The organism is Chryseobacterium gleum (assembly GCF_900636535.1).
In the GTDB taxonomy this organism is placed as follows: Bacteria; Bacteroidota; Bacteroidia; order Flavobacteriales; family Weeksellaceae; genus Chryseobacterium; species Chryseobacterium gleum.
This window is the reverse complement of the sequence record NZ_LR134289.1, coordinates 3,056,285-3,079,097: the sequence shown is the minus strand read 5'-3', so window position 1 is coordinate 3,079,097 and position 22,813 is coordinate 3,056,285. Positions and strand designations below refer to the sequence as shown.

Sequence of the window (22,813 nt, the reverse complement as noted above, 5' to 3'; positions counted from 1 at the left end):
AATTTAATCTTTATATAAGACACTCTATCATTGCAGAACATTCTGTGATGATAGAGTTTTTTCAAAGATAGGTTGTTCATTCGACCTATAAAACAAAAGATCTACGAATGAAATTATCAAAAATTGTAGCCGTTCTGGCACTGGCTGTTTTTTCTGAAAATCAGGCACAGAATTATTTAAATTATAATGTTGGGAATGCACATTCGCATAATGATTATATGCAGGAAATTCCGTTTTGGCAGGCTTATTATGCCAATTTTGGTTCTATAGAGGCAGATGTATTTCTGGTAAAGGAAAAACTTTGGGTAGCTCATACCGAAAAAGAGCTTTCTCCGGACAGAACACTGGAAAGTCTTTATCTCGATAATATTTCAAAACAGATTAAGCTGAACAAAGGAAATATCTATTCTGATGCTAATAAAAAGCTTCAGTTGCTGATCGATATTAAACAGGATTATAAAACGTCACTGGCAGCTTTGGTCAATACATTAAAAAAGTACCCTGAGATCACCGGAAATTCAGGAATTAAAATTGTGATTACCGGAGGACGTCCCCAGCCGGAAGATTTTAAAAGCTATCCAAGCTATCTTTATTTTGACGGAGATCTAGATAAAAACTATTCTGCTGATCAGCTGAAAAGAATCGGAATGTTCAGTGCAGACCTTCCCGGATTAGTAAAATGGAACGGGAAAGGAATTCCAAGGGATGAGGAAACTGCAAAAATTAAAAGTGCGGTAGACAAAGCGCATGCCCAGCAGAAACCTGTTCGTTTTTACGGGGCTCCGGACTTTCCGAATGCATGGGTAAATCTTATGGATTTAGGAGTGGATTATATCAATACCGATCATATTCCGGATCTTAAAAAATTTATGAACACTATTCCGAAAAACTTTTATAAGAATACAAAAGAGTACAGCACTTATACTCCTACCTATAAAACAGACGGAGTGGAGAAAAAGGTAAAGAATGTGATCCTTCTTATACCTGACGGAACTTCTTTACCTCAATATTATGCTGCCTTTACCGCGAATAAAGGAAAGCTGAATGTTTTCAACATGAAATCCACAGGCCTTTCCAAAACCAATTCATCCAATGCGTATATTACAGATTCAGCACCAGGTTCTACAGCGTTTGCCACAGGTGTGAAAACCAAAAACACTTTTGTGGGAGTGGATAATATGGGGAAAGCATTGGCACAAATCCCTGATATAATTGCCGAAAAAGGATTGGTTTCCGGATTGATTTCCACAGGGGATGTTACGGATGCAACTCCTGCAGATTTTTATGCTCATTCAGATAACAGAAACAGTTCGGAGCCTATTCTGAAAGATTTTGCAGCCTCAAAAACGAAAATATTGATCGGTGGTCCTACAAGTGGATTGTCTCAGGAAAATATACAGAAATTCAAAGATGCTAAAATCGATCTCTATCAGGATTTGAAATCAGTCACTAAAATCAACAACCGTACTTTGGTGATTGATCCTTTGGCTTCACAGAGAATTACTAATGGAAGGGGAAACTGGCTGACTGATGCATTTGATCTTACTTTAAATGATTTAAAAAACAATAAAGAAGGCTTCTTTATGATGATTGAAGCTTCGCAGACAGATGGCGGAGGGCATAGCAACAATATAGAGCAGCTGGTCACAGAATTATTGGACTTCGATCATGTGGTAGGAAAAGCTATGAAGTTTGCTGACGAAAATAAAGAGACATTAGTCATTGTTGTGGGAGATCACGAAACAGGTGGTTTAACCCTTTTAGACGGAAGTCTCAAAGATGGCTGGGTATTCGGAAACTTCAGTACAAATGACCATACCTCTATTCCATCAAGTGTTTTTGCTTACGGACCGAATTCAAAACAGTTCACAGGACTATTTGAAAACACAGAGATCTTCAACAAAATACTTTCAGCCTACGGAATTCAGAAGTAGCTTTGATGGATACTTTTTTACTTTACAAAGAGACTGTTTCGGCCTGAAGCAGTCTTTTTTCTCTCAATAAAAAAGGCTGCCTCAAAAAAAGACAGCCTTTGAATAAATCTAACAAATAATAATTTAGAAATTGGTGTTAACGATCAATTGAGAAAGTTCAGCATTCACAAAGTCAATCGGCATGATTCCAAATGATCCCTGAGTATTCGTCTGGAAGAATGTTTTAAGTCTAGGATTAATATTGTTGGATACTGTAGGAATACTTGGAATACCGAAAATTCCAGGCTTGTAACCACTGGTGAAATTCACGAAAAGTTTGCCGTTCGTATCAGTTTTAGCTTCATTAAGAAGACTGGAAATTCCGTTCCATTTATCATCATTGTTCGTTACCTTATAATAATCCTGAACCTTAAGTTGTACTCCGGAATTGTTGATGTCAAAAGTTGTATTGTCTGCCCATGGTGAAGCATTGATTCCTTTGGTTGTTCCCGAAGAGAATCTTCTGAATAATTTGATCTTTCCTCTTACAGCTCCCAGTGTAGGAATATTGGCTCCAAGATCCCATTTTGAAGGATTTTTCTGAACATAAGAATCAAATGTTTCTTCAAAACTTCGGGTGATGTTGGACGCATCATATTCTTCTTTTACAGACATAATGATCGTTTCAGATGGATTGCTCTGAAGGAATGCATAACACGCATTTAATACGTCGTCAAAATTCATATTCTGGTAAATCGAACCATGATGAATGGCGAAAGCATTGTTAATATGTCTACATCGGATATCCAGAAAACGTACACCGGCATTCAGCTGTTCTGCAATGCTGAGGTCCTGGGTTTTAGCTGTACCAGATACAACTGGGGCATCTATACGTGCTCCGGAATCATGAGTACCGGGTATGGAGATCTTTGAAATGGAAATATTATCCTGAAGACCGGACATCCAGTTATTCAGGGCAACAGGCAATAATGAAGCCCTGCTACTTGATTTTGCTAAAGAAACAGCTTTCATTTCATTAGAATCCCTTTCCAACATACTGTCGTTTGAACAGGAGAAAAAGATAGATGCAGTTACCACTCCGAGAGTAATGTTGGTAAAACGTTTCATGCTTTGTTTGAACATAGTTTTTTTATTTTTAATGTAGCTTAAAAATAAGGATATATCAAAGCACGAGGAGTTAATTTAACTTTAATAGATAATTAAGTTGATATAAAGTAAGGGATCTTGAAGTTGAAGGCTGGAAAACCAATTTTTTATTAACGCAAAGTTTATTTTTAGTTTCGGAAATATTGAGGAAGCAAAGCTGAAATCAATAAATTGATCTTTCTAAGCGAATGCATAACAATTAAGCTTCATCAGCGACATTGTCGCCTTCTTTGCTTTAAATAGAACTATAGAATTGTTTTCATTGCGTTTTTAAAAGATACAGCTTTTCCAGATAGAAGTCTCTCTTAAAAAACAAAATCCTCCTTCAACCCGGGAATTTTGAACTTGTGGTCTCCGATAAAGAAATCATTCATTTTAATAAGAGCCGGGAATTTATGGATAAATTCTTTGTGTGAGTTTGCCGGTGTTTTTGCATTTTCGTCGCAGGATGAATATTCTTTGTCAACAATAACTTTACCTGTAGAAAAATTGACTTCATTCGTAAAACTGAAATCACAGGTATCTTCAAAATGATCGTACAAACCGATCAGATAAAAATCTCCGTTCTGAAATCTGAAGGTATGTTTATATTTCTGAGTATGTCTTGAATTGGTAAAAAAAGTTTGCCCGATTTGAAGGCTGTTGTTTTTTATACTGACTTCAAGTGTATTGTCAGAAGGATAAAATCCGAATCCGCTTGAAAAAATGATATCAGAATTTTCTTTCCATACTTTCAGACCACTGTTTTCATTTTTCAGAATATAGAAAACCCTTTTATAGTCACTTGTACCTTCCGGGTTCTGCTCGTATGATGCTTTTATATTCGTATTAAATACAAGGACCGTTTCGTCTTTTCCATCTTTGTCAAGATCGCCTTTGGCTTCTGCAATCTGAGTATAACCCTTCGGAACCGAAAAATTTTTCAGCTTCTGAGCAGATAAACCTGAAACAGCTAGGACAATCAAAAAGGAAAAGAAAGTTTTCATCATTATTATATTCAACTTGTTTAAACTTTTGTTTTTGAAACATTAAGATTGTATTAAGGTGTTGAGAGTATTAAGATGAGCTTCGCTTTTAAGCTTAAAAATCAGAATGATTCATCTTAACTATACTTTATCTCTTTAATCCATTCTTAATGGTTTTAAAATATACAACTTTAAACAGCTTCATTGTAAAAATGTGGTAATCCGAAATATAAATCATCTTCAGATTACCACACTTTATAATATTAATTAATGAGTCAGTATGCTTTCAAGATCTTCCCAGAACATTGGATAAGACTTTTCCACTACATCTTCATCTTCAATAGTAAGTTCTTGAATCAGACAAAACGGAGCAAAACTCATAGCCATTCTGTGATCCTGATAGGTTTTGACAGAAATATGTTCTTGTGGCTCTTTAAAACTGATTGATTGAATAGTGAGATCTGTAATTTCTGTTTCAGTACCCAGCTTCTGAAGTTCATTATATAAGGCAAGAAGTCTGTCGGTTTCCTTTACCCTTAATGTTCCCAATCCGGAAATCTCAAAAGGAATTTTCAAGGCTGCAGCTGTTACACAAAGAGTTTGCGCAATATCAGGACAATTATTCATATCCAGGACAATTTTTTCCGGAAAAGAAAAATCAGGTTGAGGTTCCAGCGTTAGCTGATGTTCATCTTCAGAGAATGTAGTTTTGATTCCAAAGAATTTCTCATAGATGCCGGCAATTGCAGAATCCCCCTGTGTTGATTCTTTGTAAAAGCTTTTCAGATGAATCGTTTTTCTTCCCAACGCACAGATAGAGTAGAAGTAAGAAGCCGAGCTCCAGTCACTCTCTACTTCATAATGTACAACCTCAGCATTCTTGTCAGGAGTGAAAGGTTCTACCTTGATGGAATTCCCTTCAAAACTGCTTTGGATTCCGAACTTAGTCAGAATATCCAGTGTCATTTCAATATAAGATCTTGAGGTCACTTCACCTACAAGATTAATTTGCAATCCGTTTTCAAGCTTTCCGGCAATAAGAAGCAGGGACGTGATAAACTGGCTTGAGATATTCGCAGGAACATTTACGGAAGTCTGGGTGATTTTTCTTCCTCTGATTTTTAAAGGAGGAAATCCTTCATTTTCCATATACTCAATTTCCACTCCAAGATCCCTCAAAGCACTTACCAGATTTTTGATAGGTCTTTCTTTCATTCTTCCGGAACCGGTAAGTATTGTAGTTTTACCTTCCTGAATAGAATAATAGGAAGTAAGAAAACGCATAGCGGTTCCTGCATGATGGATGTCTACAACATCTGTATTCTCAGATAGTGCCTTTTTCAGTAACTGAGTATCCTGGGAGTTGGATAAATTCCCGATTTTTATATTGCTAAACAGACTTTCCAGAATCAATAAACGATTCGAAATACTTTTCGAACCGCTGATCTGTACTGTTTTATCTCCTGATAATTTTGATTTTTCCAGCTTCTTCATTATTATTTTCTACATTAAGAAATGATGAGTTAAAAATGTAGGAATAATTTAAAACTCATCATTGATCATTATTTTAATTTTTCATTATTCTGATGCCGGTCTTTATCCCGGTCAGTTTTGATTTTCATTTTTCTGTCGAAAGCATCCTGCAGATTAACTCCGGTTTGGTTAGCCAGGCAAAGTGTTACAAAAAGTACGTCCGCCAGCTCTTCGCCAAGATCTTTATTCTTATCGCTTTCCTTTTCGCTTTGCTCACCATACCTTCTTGCAATAATTCTTGCGACTTCACCTACTTCTTCCGTCAGCATGGCCATATTGGTCAGCTCATTAAAATATCTTACACCGATGGTTTTGATCCACTCATCGACTTGCTGCTGTAAACTGGTAATTTCCATTATTGGTAAGCGCCTAGCGTTGGGTTAGTTGTTCTGGATACATTCACAATATCAAAAGGTACCGTTGCTGCAACAGCCGTATTTCCCTTTCCAAGAGCTGGTGAACCAGGTTTCACCCTTAAATTCATTTTAGCCATAAAATAATTGACAAACTGTGGATCTGTATTTTTGGTAGTTTGAATCACTCGTGGATTATTGTCAAAAGTGAAGCCCGAGCCCGTTGCACTGGTATATTTGATTAATGAATTTTGAAGCAGGAATTCAAATTGCTGTCCCGGAGTTTGTTCAAAATGAATCGCATCATCCCTGTCAGAATACACAATACTGTTTTTGATGTCAAGCAGTTGTAAAGCTCCTTGCTGTGTCTGTCCGGCATCATTCTTCCATTCGTTGGCTGCAAAGATTCCAGACCTGTCAAAAGAACTCATAGTATTGGAGTAATTGGCAATGGTAGCGTGTGTATAGCTGTGTTTTCCGCCAAGGAAAATTCCAATACATGATAAGCCACAGTTATTCATCACAAGGTTGTTGGCGTTCACTGTAGAACCTACCGCATAAATTCCGTATTCAAAGAACGTATGAATAAATGAATTGGTAATCGTCGCATTGGTTTGTCTCATATCAAGCCCTCTTGTTCCTCCAAAAAGTCTTGCATGGTTCATCTTAAGGGTAGAATTGGCTTCCATTCTGATAGAATTCCAGTTTTTAGGAATCGTATCATAATAAGTATCATTTCTGTCTCCACGAAGGATAACCTGGTCAGCCTGGGTTCCGTTGATATTCAAAACAGCTCCGGAAGAAACCTTCATTCCGCTGTTTTTATGGAAATACACTTTAGTTCCGGCATTGATATCAAGGGTTACATTAGGATTAATGGTTAAATTTCCGTAGATGATCTTTGCTTTATTATTGTTCCATGTAGTAGAACTGGCAATTACATTTGGATTTCCGGGTGTCTGGATAAAAAACTCGGCATCCTGAACCACAGAAAATAAAGTTACATGCTGCTGCCCGGTTGGGCCTGTGAAAAGAATTTTGTCTTCAGCAATAGCTTCCGGTCCTGTGGCTTCCGGGGCAATCTCAACAAATATATAAAGGCTGTCCTTTTTTCTTAAAGGAACATTGTTAAAATCATATCCCGGTTTTCCATCTACATTGATTCTGTATAATGAGGCAGCTCCCTTTTCAAGATTTACCCTTGGGATCATGATATCCTTATCTTCATTATTATATACTTTTACAACATAGGTTTCTGAACGTACCTGATGGTATACCGTATCACAGAATACCGTGTCGCTGGAAAAACGCAGTTCCTGTGTAGGGCTGTCGAACGTAATATCATCTTTATTACATGATATAGCTGCAAGTAACATCCAGAAGGAAAAAGCCAGTAATAATTTGAATTTCATTGAAATTAAGGTTTAAGTAAGCTCCAAATTTAACGAAAATACTTTAAATTTCTTATCTATAAAAAATATTGAATCGAGTATTTGGAATTTAGAAAAAATGTTGTATTTTTGCAACCTAAAATTTAGCAGAGAAATATCCATTACTATTTCGAAAGCAAAGTTTAATTTTTTAAAAATAGTATTATGAAAAACGGAATCCACCCAGAAAATTATAGACTTGTTGTTTTCAAAGATATGAGTAACGACGAGGTGTTTCTTTGCAAGTCTACTGCAGAAACAAAAGACACTATCGAGTATGAAGGACAAGAGTATCCTCTAATCAAAATGGAAATCTCTTCAACTTCTCACCCTTTCTACACTGGTAAAGTAAAACTAGTTGACACTGCAGGTAGAGTTGATAAGTTCATGAACAAATACAAAAAATTCGCTAAGTAATTTTTGTACACTAAAAAATAATAAAGTCTTCCAGTTTTTGGGAGACTTTTTTTATTGTAAATTTGTTAACCTTGAATTTTAAACCTTAAACTTAAAAAACTGAATGATGCAGTTAGTATTTTCAGATGCACAATATTGGGAAGATTTCCTTCCGCTTACTTTTACCCGTCCGGTTGCTGCTATGCGATGCGGAATTCTTACATTCGCTGAAAGATGGCAGAAAATCCTGGAAAACACAGAAGTTACCTATTTCACTGAAACCTATCTTCAGGATAAATTTAAAAGTCCGGAGGAAAAAGAAAGTCTTTTTCTGGTTCCGAATTTTCTGCCGACAGAAACTGTAATTCAACAGATCAAAGACCTTAAGCAAGGAGAAGCATTGGTTTATGAGGATGAATTGATCGCTGCAAAAATCAATATGAAAGGTTTTTCTCTGAATCAGATTGAGAAAATGACAGATATTAAGGAAGATCTTGTTTTCTTTAAAAGACCAAAAGATCTGTTTACCTATAACCACCACGCCATTGATTTTGACTTTGATCTGCTGACTAAAGGAAGGACCTCACAGGAACTGTCTTCAACCAATGGATTCTTAGGAGATAAAAAAGATCTGTTTATTGAAGAAGGAGCTTATGTTGAATTTTCTACCATCAATACCAAAACAGGTAAGATTTATATTGGTAAAAATACTGAGATCATGGAAGGTTGTCATCTTCGCGGGCCAATAGCACTTTGTGATGATTCCAAATTTAATCTGGGGGCAAAAATCTACGGGGCAACCACAGTAGGACCACATTGTAAAGTAGGAGGTGAAGTAAACAATATCATTATATTCGGATATTCCAGTAAAGGACATGAAGGTTTTGTAGGAAACTCTGTAATAGGAGAATGGTGTAATTTCGGAGCTGATACCAATTCTTCGAATATGAAGAACAACTATGGAAACGTAAAATTCTGGAGCTACAGAACTAAAGCTTTTGAAGATACAGGATTACAGTTTGCGGGTCTGATCATGGGCGATCATTCCAAAACTGCGATCAATACCCAGCTGAATACAGGAACAGTAATTGGCGTAGCCTCCAATATCTTTAAGCCGGGCTTTCCGCCGAACCTTGTGGAAAACTTTTCATGGGGTGGACTGAAAGATGATGAAAGGTTCAAACTTGACAAAGTATATGAAGTGGCAGAAAGAGCCATGGCAAGAAGAAAAGTAGCTTTATCAGAAGAGGATAAAGCGATTCTGAAACATATTTTTGATACGTATTAATTCGAATATCATAAAAACTTCAAATTTTTTTGAAGTTTTTTTATTTTTGATGTAATAGATATGTAACGGCAGTTGTCTTACCTATAAGAAACAAAACTCATGACCCAAGAAACTTTCAAGAATACGGTGTTTATTCTCAAAGACGAGATGTATCGTTTTGCGAAACGGTTTGTCATGAGCAGTGATGAAGCAGAAGATGTCGTACAGGATCTCATGATGAAGTTTTGGCAGAAGAGGGATGAGCTTGAGCAGTTCGGGAATTTTAAATCCTATGCGCTGAAGTCGGTCCGGAACGAATGCCTGAACAGATTGAAGCATCACGATGTAAAGATCGGCTTTGCGGATATGCAGCTTCACCGCTCGGAGCTTTACAGTATGGAAGTTGATAACCTTAAGGAACATATTGTAGGATTTATCAATCAGCTCCCCGAAAAACAGAAGATGGTCATCCACTTGAAAGATGTAGAAGAATATGATGTTTCCGAAATTTCTGAAATGCTCGAAATGGAGGAAAATGCAGTAAGGGTAAACCTGATGCGTGCGAGACAAAAAGTAAAAGAACAAATCTCACAACTGATGAGCTATGAAAAAAGATCAATTACAAGATAAATACAACGAAATCTTCCGGGAGATCAAGGAAGAAAAAATGGACTGGAGCTTTGAAGATTTTCTTCAGACTGCAGAAGGTGCGGAACCTGAACAGGATACAACACCCATTATTCCACTGGACGGAAAAAAGAAGCCCTCCTTTCCCAAATGGTTCTGGATGGCGGCCGGAGTAATACTGGTTTTCAGTATCGGTTTTTTCCTGAACAACTATAATACAGATGTTCAGGACAGGGAAAAGCTGGTAAAAGATGAAATCCTGAAGCAGAAATCGGATTTTATTGAAGAAAACAGTGATCACCAGGAACAGGTTGCCGTTAACCATACCGATTCTATTTCCGGAGCAAAAAAAGATTCCGTATTTCAGGATAACCAGGTAGCGGAAAAAGATGTAATGGATGAAATCCTTCCAAAAAGAGGAAGACTTAAAAAGGAAACAAGACCAAGATATGTCAGCAATCCCTCAAATAACAAAAATTTAAGTGATTCCGCAGCGGCGTACAATGACTCTTATGTGATTGTAAACGGAAAAAGAATCAGCAGTGAAAAAGAAGCCATAGATGTTGCCAAATATTCCTTTATGAAATTAGGAAATGAATTTAAAAAAACAGTAGCATCTTCTCAGAAAAACGAAAATCTTGACAGCGAATACTAAAAATCAGATCAATCTCATGAAAAGAATATTTTTTATAATAGCCATAATGCTAAGCAGCTTTGCAACTTCTTTTGCACAGACTGATAAACTGAACAAGCTTTTTCAGGATTTTGAAAAAAATGGGGGAGTAACATCCATCAATATCAAAAAACCAATGTTCAAACTATTAAACACCATCGATGTTGATGATGCTTACGTAGGAAAAATAAAGCCTATTTTGAACGATGTTGATGGTCTTAAAATTCTGATCATCCCCAAAATTACCTTTCCGGATCGTCTGAAAGATGAGAATCTTGCGAATGTAAAAATGAATGAAGAGAAGACTGACAGGGTGAATAAAGCTTTGAAATCTCTCAATTTCAATGAGCTGATGTCAATGAACAGTGACGGAACCTCTATGAAGTTTCTTGCAGAAGATGAAAAAGATAACTATCTGGAAAATCTGGTGTTCAATGTTGATTCCAAAGAAGAGAATATTATTTTTATTCTTAACGGAAAAATGAAACTCTCTGATGTAAACAAGATCATCAACTCAGGTGAAACAGCAACATCTTCTGTTACATCTTCCGTGAGAAGCAGTCTTACTTCAGATAATACATCCTCCTATCTGAACGGCGACAGCAGAAATGTAGGTGAATTCTCAAAAATAGATGCCAGTGTAGGTGTAAATGTTACCTTTAAACAGGAAACTCCAAGAAGTGTAAAAGTGATTGCTGATGCAGACAAGCTTCAGTATGTCATTACTAAGGTGGAAGATGGGGTTTTAAAGATATATGTTGACAATAAAGGTGTCAGAAATCTTAGATTTAAAAATCTCAATATTAATGTTTCTGCTCCTACTATTAATAGTATAAAAACGTCATCTGGAAGTGTATTTACAGCAGTAAATCCTGTTACAGAAAACAGTCTGGCAATTGAAGCGGAATCCGGTTCTGTTATTAAAGGAAAATTCAATGTAAAAGAAGCGGCGGCAGTGGAAGTAAGTTCCGGTTCTGTATTGGACGTTGATATAAAAACTTCAAAACTGGTATTGGATGCTTCAAGCGGAGCCAGTATAAATTTATCAGGAGAAGCGGCTTCTGCAGTAGTGGATACCAGCAGCGGTGCTTCCTGTAAAGCAGATGACCTTAAAATTGCTACAGCGGTGGCAGAATCTACTTCAGGTGCAAGCCTCTCCCTGCTAGTTACCGATAAATTAAAGGTGAACGTTTCATCAGGAGCTTCTGTGAAGCTGAAAGGAAACCCGGAAGTAGATGCGAAAGTAGACAAAGTTTCTGGAGGAAGCTTCAGACAAATCAAATAAAAACTACACTATGAAAACTCTTAAGAACATTTTCCTCACCATTCTGACAGTAGCTATGCTTCAATCGTGTATCGTTTCAGAAAAACCGAACATAGATTTTTTTCAGAATTCAAAATATGATTTTAAAGGAGCGGAGTTTGCGAGTATGAATGTTCCTATATTTCTTGCCAAATCTTATATTAAAAAGGCTTTAAGAGAAGACGGAGAAAGTGAAGAGACAATCAACCTGATAAAAAAAGCTTCAAAAATAAAAGTGCTTACCGTGACCAACGGAAGCAGAGAAATGCTTTATGACTATGCCCGGTATCTGAATGATCATCATTATGAAGAATGGGCAACCATAAAACATGACGGAGATAATATCAATGTAAGGGTAAAGCAGGATGGAGATGTGATTAAAAATATGCTGCTCACCGTAGGTTCTGATACTAATGAAATGGTATTTGTAGATGTGAAAGGTAATTTCACACCAAATGATATCTCAAGAATGATTAACTCTGTTTCCGCTAAATAATCCTGGCAATTCCAAATCTTCATCGCATGGAAAAATTAATAAGAGAAGTTCGGATCCTTAAAATCTATGCAGCTGTACTTACGATATTATGTCTCATGTTTTTCTTTCTGGCATTTAAGAACCAGGCATCCAGCGAACGCTTTAAAGAAATAGATGTAGAACGGATCAATATCATTGAGAAAGATGGCACTTTAAAAATGGTGATCAGTAATAAAGAACGCCAGCATCCCGGATTGGTAAACCACAAAGAAATGAAAGCCCGTGAAAGAGAAGCAGGACTTATATTCTTCAATTCTATGGGAGATGAATGCGGCGGGCTGGTATACGATGGAAATGATAAAGGTTCCGGAATGGTATATTCTGTAGATCAGAGAAATACAGATCAGATTATGCAGTTGCAGTATTCTGAATCAGCAGGAAATGATAAAAAAAGAGCATATGGATTGAAGCTTTGGGACAGACCGGATAATTTTCCATTGGAAGATCTTATTAAAGCAGGAGATTCTATCAAAAAACTGAACAATCCGGAAGCCTCAAAAAAAGCATTTGCCCAACTACAGGAAAGTGGCAAGCTGGGAAGTGAACGTTTCTTTGCAGGTAAAATGGCTAATGGCGATGTGGGTATTTTTATCCGTGATACAAACGGTAAAGTAAGATTAAAAGTGTATGTGGATAAAAATAATCAAACCCATATTGAAAATCTGGACGAGAATGGGAAATTGGTTAAATAGCTTTTATCAAGAATTATAACACGTAACAAGTAGTTTCTACATATTCAATTATTTTGTACCGTAACCGTTCTGCTAAAAAAGAGCGGTTTTTTTGATTTAAGTTATTGATTATTAAATTTTATTTAAACTATTAAAAAGGATTTTCATATCTCACCAAAATAACCTAATTTTGCAAAGAAAGTAAAGATGTCTATTCATAACAAAATTGTAGAGACAGCCATCACTTTCGATGACGTTCTTCTAGTCCCTTCTTATTCAGAAGTTTTACCTAACCAGGTTTCATTAAAATCAAGACTTACCGACAAAATTACGCTGAATGTTCCGATAGTTTCCGCTGCGATGGACACTGTTACTGAAGCTGATCTGGCTATCGCCTTGGCAAGAGTCGGAGGGTTAGGCTTTATTCACAAAAACATGACGATCGCTGAGCAGGCTGCTCAGGTAAACCGTGTGAAGCGCTCCGAAAACGGAATGATCTCAGATCCGGTTACATTATCTAAAGACCATACGCTGGGAGAAGCTAAAGATCTTATGTCAAGATATAAGATTTCAGGTCTTCCGGTGGTAGATGCTGATAACGTTCTGATCGGAATTATTACCAACAGAGATGTAAAATATCAGGAAAATCTTGATATGAAAGTGGAAGAGATCATGACCAAAGAAAATCTGATCACTTCAGATAAGGATACCAATCTTGAAAAGGCGAAAGAAATCCTTCTTAAGAACAGAGTTGAAAAACTTCCTATCGTAGATAAAGATAATAAACTTGTAGGATTAATCACTATTAAGGATATTGATAATCAATTGGAGTATCCTAATGCTAATAAGGACCAGAACGGCCGTCTTATTGTAGGAGCAGGAGTAGGAGTAGGAGAAGATACGCTGGCGAGAATTGAGGCTTTGGTTCAGGCCGGTGTTGATATCGTAGCTATTGATTCTGCACATGGTCATTCTAAAGGAGTTTTAGACAAAATTTCGGAAATCAGAAGAGCATATCCGGATCTTGATGTTGTAGGTGGAAATATCGTAACGGCAGAAGCTGCTAAAGATCTTATTGAAGCTGGAGCTAACGTGCTTAAAGTTGGAGTAGGACCAGGTTCTATCTGTACAACAAGAGTAGTTGCAGGAGTGGGAGTCCCTCAGCTGTCTGCAATCTATAACGTTTACGAATATGCGAAGTCAAAAAATGTAACGGTAATAGCTGATGGTGGAATCAAACTTTCAGGAGATATTGTTAAAGCTATCGCGAGTGGTGCAGGAGCAGTAATGCTTGGTTCTCTCTTGGCAGGTACAGATGAAGCTCCGGGAGAAGAAATTATCTTCCAGGGAAGAAAATTCAAATCATATCAGGGAATGGGAAGTCTTTCGGCAATGAAGAGAGGAGGTAAAGAGAGATATTTCCAGAGTGAAGCTAAAAAATTCGTTCCGGAAGGAATCGAAGGAAGAGTGCCGCATAAAGGAAAACTGGAAGATGTGATTTTCCAGTTGACAGGAGGTCTTAGAGCAGGTATGGGATATTGTGGTGCAAAAGATATTGAAGCACTTCAGAAAGATTCTAAACTGGTAATGATCACAGGAAGCGGATTGAAAGAATCTCACCCGCATGATGTAATTATTACACAAGAAGCTCCGAATTATTCTTTATAAAACGATAATTTAAATTTTAAAAAAACCGCATAATATTATGCGGTTTTTTTATTTGTGATTGTTTTTTAACAATTTGATTTGCAGTATTTTATTTTTAATTGATTATTTTGTTGTATTGTTGATTTATTTATGTTTTTAATTGTTTTTTAATTATAATTTAAATAAAATAACTACCATTTATGATCGTGTTAATTTAATTTTTTGTTTAAAATGTAACAATGTTTAACTTTTTTCTACTAACTATAATAAAATTTTAAATTATCAGCCTTTTTTCAGTGAGTAATATTGCTGATTTACATTTAATATTAATAAATTTACAACTTGTTTAATTTTTTTAAAATATTGAAATGAAGAAAACTATCCTTTGTGGGGCATTGTTACTATCCCTTTCACTATCTGCACAGCAAAAAAAAGAGTGGTGTGATTTTGATAATGAACAGAGAGTACACCAAAAACAGAATGGGGAAATTGATGAAATGATTCGCAATATCCGTAACAAAATTATTAGCAGTAATCAGAATACCGCTTCTAAAAATGGGAGTGCCTATAAAATTGTAAATGGAGTTTATGAAATTCCTGTAGTAGTACACGTGATTGTGCCTACAGGCTCTGGTCTCGGAACAGCTTACAATAAAACGGATGCACAAATTCAGGCATGGTTGGATCGTTGTAATCAAATGTATGCAGGTACTTATCAATGGGCGCAGGGAATTCCTGCTGATTTTGGTACTGCTGCTACAATGCCGATTAAATTGGTATTGGCTAAAAGAGACCCAAACTGTAATGCTACTACAGGTATTGTTAGATATGATGGAGGAACTCTTGCAGGATATGATACTTACGGAGTAAAACGAAATGGTGCAAATGGTGTTACTACTGCACAGGTAAAAACTATTGCGCCGCACTGGCCGGAAGCTTCTTACTTTAATATTTATATTATGAATAAAGTAGACGGAGGCGGACAATATGGAATTATGGGCTGGGCTGGATTACCTCAAAATCCAGACTCTTCTTACGAATCCTTTATGAAATCTTTTGTAGTTACTTTGCAGGATGATATTACCCTAGCCCATGAATTTGGACATAGTATGGGGTTGCTTCACACTTTTGGTAATGCTAACGCTCAGCCACCACAAGGAGATACAACTACCAATTACTGCCCAGCTACTACCAATAACTGTGCTTCAGATGACGATCAGGTTTGTGATACGGAAAGATCAAGAAGTTTACTGAATGATTTTCCTGCACCTACCAACAATGATATGAATTATTGTTCCGGAGCAAACTATCAGGGGGTACAGTATAATATGATGAATTATACGAATCCGATTGCATTTAAATTTACGAATGGACAGCATGACAGAGCTGCTCTTTACTTCTTTTTAATGAAAGGAGCATTAAGTACTTCATTAGGAGCAACGGCACCTTCTGCAGCTACGCCGATTGGAACACCTATTGCTGCGACATGTAATCCAAGTGGCATTACTACACCAAGTAATTATTTTGTAGGACCAACTTTGGTGAAGTTGGGTAATATTAATAATGCTTCTACAGGATATTGGCAGAGCGCAGCCAATTTCTATGAAGATTATACAGGAGCAAGCTGTCTGAGAGCTACATCAACTGAGCTTGCAGCAACGGGTACTCATAATCTTCAGATCAATGTTTCGGATTCAAATAATGACGTAAGAGTATGGATAGATTACAATAATAATGGAACGTTTGAGTCTTCTGAATTGGTAGGCTCAGCAGATAATATTGTGGCAGATCCGGTTACAGCTATCGGTACTTACAGTACTACCATTACGGCTCCTGCTTCAGTAGTACTTAATACTCCGCTAAGAATGAGAGTTCTTGTAGATGATGAGAACACTAACATGACTCCTTGTGGGCAATTAATGTATGGTCAGGTTGAAGACTATACAGTAAAATTCGTTACCAACTTAGGTACTAGTGAAGTAAAAGCAGATAACGGAGATTTAACTATTTATCCTAATCCTGTTGCAACCGGAGACAAAATCTTCATTAAAGCTAAAAATGGTAAGAATCTAAAAGTTTCTATTTCTGATATGTCGGGAAGACTGATATCAGCTCCATCTGTTACTGAAGAAGGAAATGGTGTTTTCAAAGTTGACCAGCAGTTAGAAAAAGGAGTTTATATGATTCAGGTTTCTAATGGAAAAGATTCTAAGTCATCTAAATTGATCATTAAATAAGCTAAATACCGCTTATTATAATAAATATAAATGTCTCCATTCTTATGGGGACATTTTTTATTCAATCTTAATATATTTAAATCTGGGCTTGATAACCTTGTTCAGGAATTGCCCTTTAGATCTTGCCTTCCCGAATTTTTCAACAATATCTGCGGAGACTTTCAGATAGTCATAAACCGCTCCTGACTGATATATAATTCTCAATATTTCAGTCTCAGGGAAATAAATAAAATGGTTGACAACACTTGATGGCATAATACAATTCATGCAAAAAATATTCCTTATCCTAAAAATGACAACTTCCGGAATTACCGGAAGCTGTCAATAGATTTTCTAAAAATGTAGTTTATTTTTTCACAAATTTAAATTGATGAGTCTGAAAATTTCTGGTATTTATTTTTAATATATAGCCACCAGGAACTAGTTGCGAAACATCAATTCTGGAATCAAACATTTCTGATTTTACAAGACGTCCATCTATATTATAAATCTGGATAGACATACCGTTATCAATACCGGAAATACTGATAAAATCTGTTACCGGATTAGGGAAGATCTGAATTTTATTTTTAGCAAATTCTGACGTTCCTAATGTTGTGGTCTGTACATCACCCGTCATAGTGGAATTTCCTGTAGTAAGATTTCCTCCACATTGTCCGTTGGTCATTGCTGTATTTTCAACCCAGGTTCCGACATTATTACCTGGAGGTATTGATAATGAATTATTTCCTGTTGAATTATAATAGATCAGATAAGGAATGGTAAAAGTTCCATTGCCCTCATCGCCTAGAAATTCCCATCTTGTAAGAGCATTATTCCATTGAATCTTAAATTCACAGGTGCCTAATCCACTGCAATCCTGTCCGCCGTCAATGGGAGTTGTCATATAAATGTTCTTGTTAAAAGCATCTACACCGGTTTTATTAAAAATAAATGTGTTGGGAGGGCTGCTGAACAGATTAGGACATCCACTAAATGTTATGGTCTGTGCCAAAGCTGTGCTTCCGGCTATCAGACATAATAAGTAAAGAATTTTCATAAATATTAATTTTGTGATGGGTAAACCCCTGCCAATGCAATGATGCATTTCAGGGTAATAAAAGGAGGCCTGTTTTCATGAGGCTGGTTTCCTCCTGTATTTCCTATCATCGTGTTTTTCATAGTTGTATTTGCTGCTGCATCAGAATATTCTTTATCAAGAACTTTTGTGTCTGCCGGAAGATTATTGGTTGGTGAATTTTGGTTTCCTTCTGCTGTTACAGCACTTACAGTATGATTATGGGCTGGCATTTCTGTTATAGTTAATGTTACGCTTTCAGCTCCTCCAATTTGCCCCATGCTGTAAGTAGTACCTCCTCCCGGAGCCTGTCCATTATGTACAAGTACCCTTCCTCTCATATCAGGTAAGGCAAATGTGGTAGTTCCATTTCCTCCATACGTGGTTCCTAACAATGAAAAAAGAGCTTGGTTTTGAGCGATAGGCAGGAGCTGCCCATTACATTCTGCCCAGTATTTTGGAGCAAAATTATAAGGTACAAAGGCTATTTGTCCTAAAAATGGTTCTGTTGCTTGAGCTTTTAGGACAGGAGCAAATGCACTGCATATTAGCAGTGTACATGCAAAAAATAAGTTTTTCATGATAATAAGGATTTTAAGTCATATAAAATTAGAAAATATTTCGCATAAAATACCTCATTAAAAGAAAAACCTTTCACTATAAAGCAAAAGGTTAGATTTTATTTATTAGAATTGATATTATTATAGATTTTTTCTCTAATGTATATCTTAATGTATTCTCTTAGTTTTTCAAGTTATCCTTAAAATCCTCAATTCTAAAGTCTGTCAGAGCATTTCCTTTTTCAATTTTTTCTTTGGAATACAATCTGAAATCATTTTCTGTTTTTTCTAAAAGATAATCATAAGGTCCTATGTGAGAAATTAGCTTTACCAGAACCGGAGAAATCTCGAGACAGATGAATAATCCCATAATAAAGGCTGCTGCAAGTCCTATGATAGCGGAATTTTTACCAAGCTCATCCAGCGCCTGAAGTCTGGCAGCAAATCCATTGAATTTATCTTCAAAAGTTTCTGTAGATTTTCTTTCTGTTTCCAGATTGGTATATACTTTTGAAATTTCCTTGTCTAAATATTCCAGTCGTGGAGCTGACTGTTTTTGAAAGTTCTCAAGATCCTGTCTGCGTTGCTCTTTCAATTCCTGTTTACGTTTGGCATTGGGTCCATAACCTTCTTTTCCGCTGGTTAAACCAGATTGTTTTCCCAGAATTTCTTTTTCAAGCTCTACGGAAGCAGAATCATAAGCTTTCTGATAATGTGCTATTTTTCCTGAGATCTGTTGCTTTTCTGTCTCAAACGGACCGCTTTGCTGAAGGATCCTTCCGTTCATTTCTCCCTGAAGCTGCTTTTTATTTCTTTGAATAATGGTATTCAGCTGTTTGTTTACTTCTTTTTCAAAAATTTTAAGCTCCAGTGGTTTGGAAATGATAATTCCCAGAAATGTAGCAAGTATAAGACGTGGAATGGCCATCAGAATCTGATTCCACCACGTTCCGGTTTTCTTGATGGAAGAAACAATATAACGGTCAAGGTTAAAGATCATTAATCCCCAAAGAATTCCAAATCCTACAGCCGCCCAAATATTATCAAATACTGTATACATAGCATAACCTGCAGATAATGTGGCGAACACTGCAGTAAAAAGTACAATCCCTCCAATTCCGGAAAATTTATTCCATTCACTTGGAGTCTTTCTTAAGATATGGATGTTCCCGCCTGAACATACCATCAGAAATTTTTGGAACCAGTTTATTTTATGAGTCCCTTGATTTATAGTTTGTTGGTTTGTTTTCATACCTGAAAATTTATACAAAGGTAGTACTAAAAATCATACCAATGTAAAAGATAGTATTATGTTTTACCAAGTAATTATGTGTATTTATGTAAAATGCTGTTTTTTAGAGTTTTAAATTTTCTTTTTGAAGATTTGTAAAAAAAGTAAGAATTACTTCAATCTGTCCGGATTCTGCTTTAAAAAACTTTCCCATCCGGAATACGATTTGGTATCCGTAATGGTTCCGGAATTGAAATGATGACATACTGCAACCGCAAGTCCGTCAGAAGCATCTAAATATTTGGTAGGAAATTCTTTTAACTTGAGAAGATTCTGTAGCATTCCCGCTACCTGTTCCTTGCTCGCATTTCCGTTTCCGGTAATGGCCATTTTGATTTTTTTGGGGGAATATTCTGTAATAGGGATATTTCTGTAAAGACTGGCCGCCATGGCAACTCCCTGGGCGCGTCCCAGCTTCAGCATACTCTGTACGTTTTTTCCGTAAAAAGGAGCCTCAAGGGCCACTTCATCAGGATGAAATTCATCAATAAGAGAGAGGGTCCTTTCGAAAATGTATTTAAGTTTAGTTTCGTGATTGGGATATTTTTTTAAGATCAGTTCATGAATAGAAACCAGCTCCATTTTTCCTTTTTTTACGGAGATGATGCCAAATCCCATTACAGTTGTTCCCGGGTCAATCCCTAAAATTATTTTCTCTGAAATCATTGCTCCAAAGATAGGGACTTTCTCTGTTTTTTAATGAAAAAAGTATTGATAATGGTTTTTATATTATGTTTAAAATTTTAATACCTTTAAATAAAAATGATTATGAAAAATGTATTTAATGTTTTTATTGTTCCTGTTTTTCTGTTGTTTGGTCTTCAGGATGGAAATAATTTAATTCAGAATAAGCATTCAGACACTATGAAAACAAATAATGACCGGATTATTTATTTGTTTTTCAAGGCAGATAAAGATCAGTCAGGAAATGCAAAAATTACACTGCAAAGCACAAAAATTGCAGAGGGAAGATTGAAATATATGCCTCCTTTTGAAAGGGATAATGTCCGTAAAGGCGATCTTATCATCACACTTACAGGTTCTGCTGATAAAGAAGAGGGAAAACTGCTTGTAAAGGATCCATTTAACCCGGAAATGGAAGTCTATGAAAAAGAAGGAATTTCCAGACATAAGGCTTCTCTTCAGAATGCAGAATTCAGTACCCGGTTTTCATATTCTGAAAATGTTCAGTCTGTGAAAATTGAAAAGGTAACTGATGACGGTGTACAAATCATATTCACACAAAAACTATAATTATGAAAGAAGTTTTATTATCCCTTTTGATAGGCGGTAGTTGTTTTGCCCAGACATTCGAGACCGTTCCCCTTTTGCAGAACGGAGATAACAGTAAAAGAATTGTTATTGCAGTTTTAGGAGACGGGTTTACCTCGGCACAGCAATCTACTTTTACGACATCTGCTCAAAATACCGTCAATTATCTTTTTACAAAAAGTCCCTATACAGAATATAAGAACTATTTTAATGCCTATGCAGTAAAGGTAATTTCCACAGAATCCGGGGTAAAACATCCGGGAACAGCAACAGATGTTGCAGAGCCTGTGATTCCTGTAACCAATCCTAATAACTATCTTGGATCCACTTTCGATGTAGGAGTTCACAGGTGTATATACAGCAATACTACCAATAAAGTAGGACAAGTTCTGGCCGCAAATATCCCGGACTATGATATCACTTATGTGCTGGGTAATTCTACAGAGTATGGAGGTTGTGGTGGTACATATGCGTTTGCTTCACTAAATGGATCATCCAATGAAATTGTTGTACATGAGCTGGGGCATTCTTTTGGAAAGCTTGCTGATGAATATTGGTTTTCAGGTTCACTTGAATCTGCAAATAAAACGCAGAACTCTAATCCTGCAACCATAAAATGGAAAAATTGGGTGGGATTGAATGGAGTAGGAGTATATGCTCATGCAGAAAGCCCAAGTTGGTTCAGACCACATCAGAGCTGTGAGATGAGGTATCTTAACCAGCAGTTCTGTTCCGTATGTAAGGAAGCAATTATAGAAAGAATTCATACTTTGGTTTCTCCTGTGGATTCTTATACTCCTGCAAATAATACGACTGTTAATGCTACTTCCAATGTTACTTTTACGGTCAACGAAATCCTTCCTATTCCCAATACTCTGGTTAACACATGGAGGTTAAACGGAACAGTATTGGGAGCAACAGGAAATACTGTTACGATTACCCCGGGACAGCTGAATAGCGGAAGCAATACCCTGACTGTTTCGGTTGTTGATAATAATCCGCTTCTAAAAGTAGATAATCACAGTACACTTCACATTACTAATGTTTCCTGGACATTAAGTAAATCAACTCTAAAGCTTTCAGAAGTTAAAGCAGAAGAAAGACGATTCAGTATTTATCCGAATCCGACAGACGGAGAGTTTTTCATCAAAGGCAAACAGGAGTTTTCAAAAAATATAAGTCTTGAAGTATATGATGTTTCAGGAAAACTGATTCCATCCGGATTTGAACTGAAAGATTCTGCAATACGGGTCGATCTTAAAAACTATCCTGCGGGAACTTATCTGCTAAATGTAAAAGAAAATAATAACCTGATCATTTCCCAGAGAATTATAAAAGAATAAACTAAAAGAAACCGGCTCTTAGGCCGGTTTTATTTTTTCAGTTTCTTTTCTGCAATAGGAATCCATCTTCCATCATGACGTAAAAGTAGTATTTTGTCAACTAAGAATTTCGTTTTGTATTCCTTCGTTTTATATTTTTCCCAGGCCTTGAGATAATTCTCCCAGGTTAAATTTCTGTATCCGACAGTCATATGTGGATTAAAAGAATAGTGGCCGAAATTAAAATGTTCTTTTACCTTATGATAAAGTTTTGCTAAATGTACATTTTCTTTTGGATGAATATAAAGTACAGGGTTTTTAGGATTGGGAAAGCTCCCGAATCCATCCAGTTCAATTTCAAAAGGATCCATTTCTGTACTGATTTTCTGGAAAGCAGTGTGAATATCACCTTCCAGTTCCAGTTCTCTTGGAAAAGGAGGGAGAAGAGTAATATGGGCCTCATTCTGCAATGCTTTGGAATTGTCATAATGAATAGCCAGATCTCTTTTAAAGTTTTTTACTTCTTCAATAATCTCTTGTGGAGGATAAACTGCTATGAAGTACATTTTTTTCATGGAACAAGTTTGATGTGCT

At 36.4% G+C, this 22,813-nt stretch carries 23 protein-coding genes; 12 read left to right on the top strand and 11 right to left on the bottom strand.

Annotated elements, in window-relative coordinates:
- Positions 1 to 107 precede the first annotated feature (107 nt).
- Positions 108 to 1,934, top strand: coding sequence for an alkaline phosphatase (locus tag EL165_RS14050; RefSeq protein ID WP_002976182.1), 1,827 nt, complete (start codon positions 108 to 110; stop codon positions 1,932 to 1,934).
- 123 nt (positions 1,935 to 2,057) lie between these two features.
- Here the strand turns inward: EL165_RS14050 and EL165_RS14045 are convergent, their stop codons facing one another.
- The 5 genes from EL165_RS14045 to EL165_RS14025 all read right to left on the bottom strand — a co-directional run bounded on the left by EL165_RS14045 (position 2,058) and on the right by EL165_RS14025 (position 7,343).
- Entirely contained in the window at positions 2,058 to 3,056 is a 999-nt protein-coding gene (locus EL165_RS14045) for a phosphatidylinositol-specific phospholipase C (protein ID WP_002976183.1), read from the bottom strand.
- A 329-nt stretch (positions 3,057 to 3,385) separates the two neighbouring features.
- Entirely contained in the window at positions 3,386 to 4,069 is a 684-nt protein-coding gene (locus EL165_RS14040; RefSeq protein ID WP_002976184.1) for a hypothetical protein, read from the bottom strand.
- 243 nt (positions 4,070 to 4,312) lie between these two features.
- The gene (locus tag EL165_RS14035; protein ID WP_002976185.1) at positions 4,313 to 5,539 is read right to left on the bottom strand and encodes a 3-phosphoshikimate 1-carboxyvinyltransferase; all 1,227 of its coding nucleotides are present in this window, start codon (positions 5,537 to 5,539) and stop codon (positions 4,313 to 4,315) included.
- Positions 5,540 to 5,607: 68 nt separating this feature from the next.
- Complete coding sequence (locus EL165_RS14030) at positions 5,608 to 5,934, bottom strand: nucleotide pyrophosphohydrolase (protein WP_002976186.1); 327 nt, start codon at positions 5,932 to 5,934, stop codon at positions 5,608 to 5,610.
- Positions 5,934 to 7,343, bottom strand: coding sequence for a hypothetical protein (locus tag EL165_RS14025; RefSeq protein WP_002976188.1), 1,410 nt, complete (start codon positions 7,341 to 7,343; stop codon positions 5,934 to 5,936). Before EL165_RS14025 ends, EL165_RS14030 begins: the two co-directional genes overlap by 1 nt.
- A 183-nt stretch (positions 7,344 to 7,526) precedes the next feature.
- Between EL165_RS14025 and EL165_RS14020 the strand changes: the two genes are divergently transcribed.
- From EL165_RS14020 to EL165_RS13980, 9 genes are all read left to right on the top strand, one after another.
- A complete protein-coding gene (locus EL165_RS14020) occupies positions 7,527 to 7,778 on the top strand; it encodes a type B 50S ribosomal protein L31 (RefSeq protein ID WP_002976190.1) in 252 nt (83 codons plus the stop codon).
- A gap of 106 nt (positions 7,779 to 7,884) precedes the next feature.
- Positions 7,885 to 9,045 (top strand): putative sugar nucleotidyl transferase, encoded by a 1,161-nt coding sequence (locus EL165_RS14015; RefSeq protein WP_126358750.1) that lies wholly within the window; start codon positions 7,885 to 7,887, stop codon positions 9,043 to 9,045.
- A gap of 99 nt (positions 9,046 to 9,144) precedes the next feature.
- On the top strand, positions 9,145 to 9,654 hold the full coding sequence (locus EL165_RS14010; RefSeq protein ID WP_002976192.1) for an RNA polymerase sigma factor: 510 nt from the start codon (positions 9,145 to 9,147) through the stop codon (positions 9,652 to 9,654).
- Positions 9,629 to 10,306, top strand: a complete 678-nt coding sequence (locus tag EL165_RS14005; protein ID WP_002976193.1) for a hypothetical protein — start codon at positions 9,629 to 9,631, stop codon at positions 10,304 to 10,306. The genes EL165_RS14010 and EL165_RS14005 overlap by 26 nt, the downstream gene beginning before the upstream one ends.
- Before the next feature lie 16 nt (positions 10,307 to 10,322).
- Positions 10,323 to 11,609, top strand: a complete 1,287-nt coding sequence (locus EL165_RS14000) for a DUF4252 domain-containing protein (RefSeq protein ID WP_041461568.1) — start codon at positions 10,323 to 10,325, stop codon at positions 11,607 to 11,609.
- Between the two features lie 10 nt (positions 11,610 to 11,619).
- Complete coding sequence (locus EL165_RS13995; protein WP_002976195.1) at positions 11,620 to 12,123, top strand: DUF4252 domain-containing protein; 504 nt, start codon at positions 11,620 to 11,622, stop codon at positions 12,121 to 12,123.
- Positions 12,124 to 12,149: 26 nt separating this feature from the next.
- Positions 12,150 to 12,854 (top strand): hypothetical protein, encoded by a 705-nt coding sequence (locus EL165_RS13990; RefSeq protein ID WP_002976196.1) that lies wholly within the window; start codon positions 12,150 to 12,152, stop codon positions 12,852 to 12,854.
- Positions 12,855 to 13,040: 186 nt separating this feature from the next.
- Positions 13,041 to 14,501 (top strand): IMP dehydrogenase, encoded by a 1,461-nt coding sequence (gene guaB, locus EL165_RS13985; protein WP_002976197.1) that lies wholly within the window; start codon positions 13,041 to 13,043, stop codon positions 14,499 to 14,501.
- 347 nt (positions 14,502 to 14,848) lie between these two features.
- Entirely contained in the window at positions 14,849 to 16,717 is a 1,869-nt protein-coding gene (locus EL165_RS13980; RefSeq protein WP_002976198.1) for a GEVED domain-containing protein, read from the top strand.
- Between the two features lie 57 nt (positions 16,718 to 16,774).
- On the opposite strand, the gene EL165_RS13975 is transcribed toward EL165_RS13980, so the two are convergent.
- The 5 genes from EL165_RS13975 to ruvC form a co-directional block, all read right to left on the bottom strand.
- Entirely contained in the window at positions 16,775 to 16,984 is a 210-nt protein-coding gene (locus EL165_RS13975) for a KTSC domain-containing protein (RefSeq protein ID WP_198418438.1), read from the bottom strand.
- A 79-nt stretch (positions 16,985 to 17,063) separates the two neighbouring features.
- Positions 17,064 to 17,756, bottom strand: coding sequence for a T9SS type A sorting domain-containing protein (locus tag EL165_RS13970; protein WP_002976200.1), 693 nt, complete (start codon positions 17,754 to 17,756; stop codon positions 17,064 to 17,066).
- A 5-nt stretch (positions 17,757 to 17,761) separates the two neighbouring features.
- Complete coding sequence (locus EL165_RS13965; protein WP_002976201.1) at positions 17,762 to 18,355, bottom strand: phage tail protein; 594 nt, start codon at positions 18,353 to 18,355, stop codon at positions 17,762 to 17,764.
- Between the two features lie 160 nt (positions 18,356 to 18,515).
- A complete protein-coding gene (locus EL165_RS13960; protein WP_002976202.1) occupies positions 18,516 to 19,586 on the bottom strand; it encodes a DUF4407 domain-containing protein in 1,071 nt (356 codons plus the stop codon).
- 150 nt (positions 19,587 to 19,736) lie between these two features.
- Positions 19,737 to 20,291 carry a crossover junction endodeoxyribonuclease RuvC gene (ruvC, locus tag EL165_RS13955; RefSeq protein WP_002976203.1) on the bottom strand — a complete coding sequence of 185 codons (555 nt, stop codon included), beginning with the start codon at positions 20,289 to 20,291 and terminating at the stop codon, positions 19,737 to 19,739.
- A 102-nt stretch (positions 20,292 to 20,393) separates the two neighbouring features.
- Between ruvC and EL165_RS13950 the strand changes: the two genes are divergently transcribed.
- Both EL165_RS13950 and EL165_RS13945 read left to right on the top strand, forming a co-directional pair.
- The gene (locus tag EL165_RS13950) at positions 20,394 to 20,879 is read left to right on the top strand and encodes a hypothetical protein (RefSeq protein WP_126358645.1); all 486 of its coding nucleotides are present in this window, start codon (positions 20,394 to 20,396) and stop codon (positions 20,877 to 20,879) included.
- A gap of 2 nt (positions 20,880 to 20,881) precedes the next feature.
- Complete coding sequence (locus EL165_RS13945; protein ID WP_002976205.1) at positions 20,882 to 22,240, top strand: peptidase M64 domain-containing protein; 1,359 nt, start codon at positions 20,882 to 20,884, stop codon at positions 22,238 to 22,240.
- Between the two features lie 29 nt (positions 22,241 to 22,269).
- Here the strand turns inward: EL165_RS13945 and EL165_RS13940 are convergent, their stop codons facing one another.
- Positions 22,270 to 22,794: a 2'-5' RNA ligase family protein gene (locus EL165_RS13940; RefSeq protein WP_002976206.1), complete on the bottom strand. Its 525-nt coding sequence runs from the start codon at positions 22,792 to 22,794 to the stop codon at positions 22,270 to 22,272.
- Positions 22,795 to 22,813 lie beyond the last annotated feature (19 nt).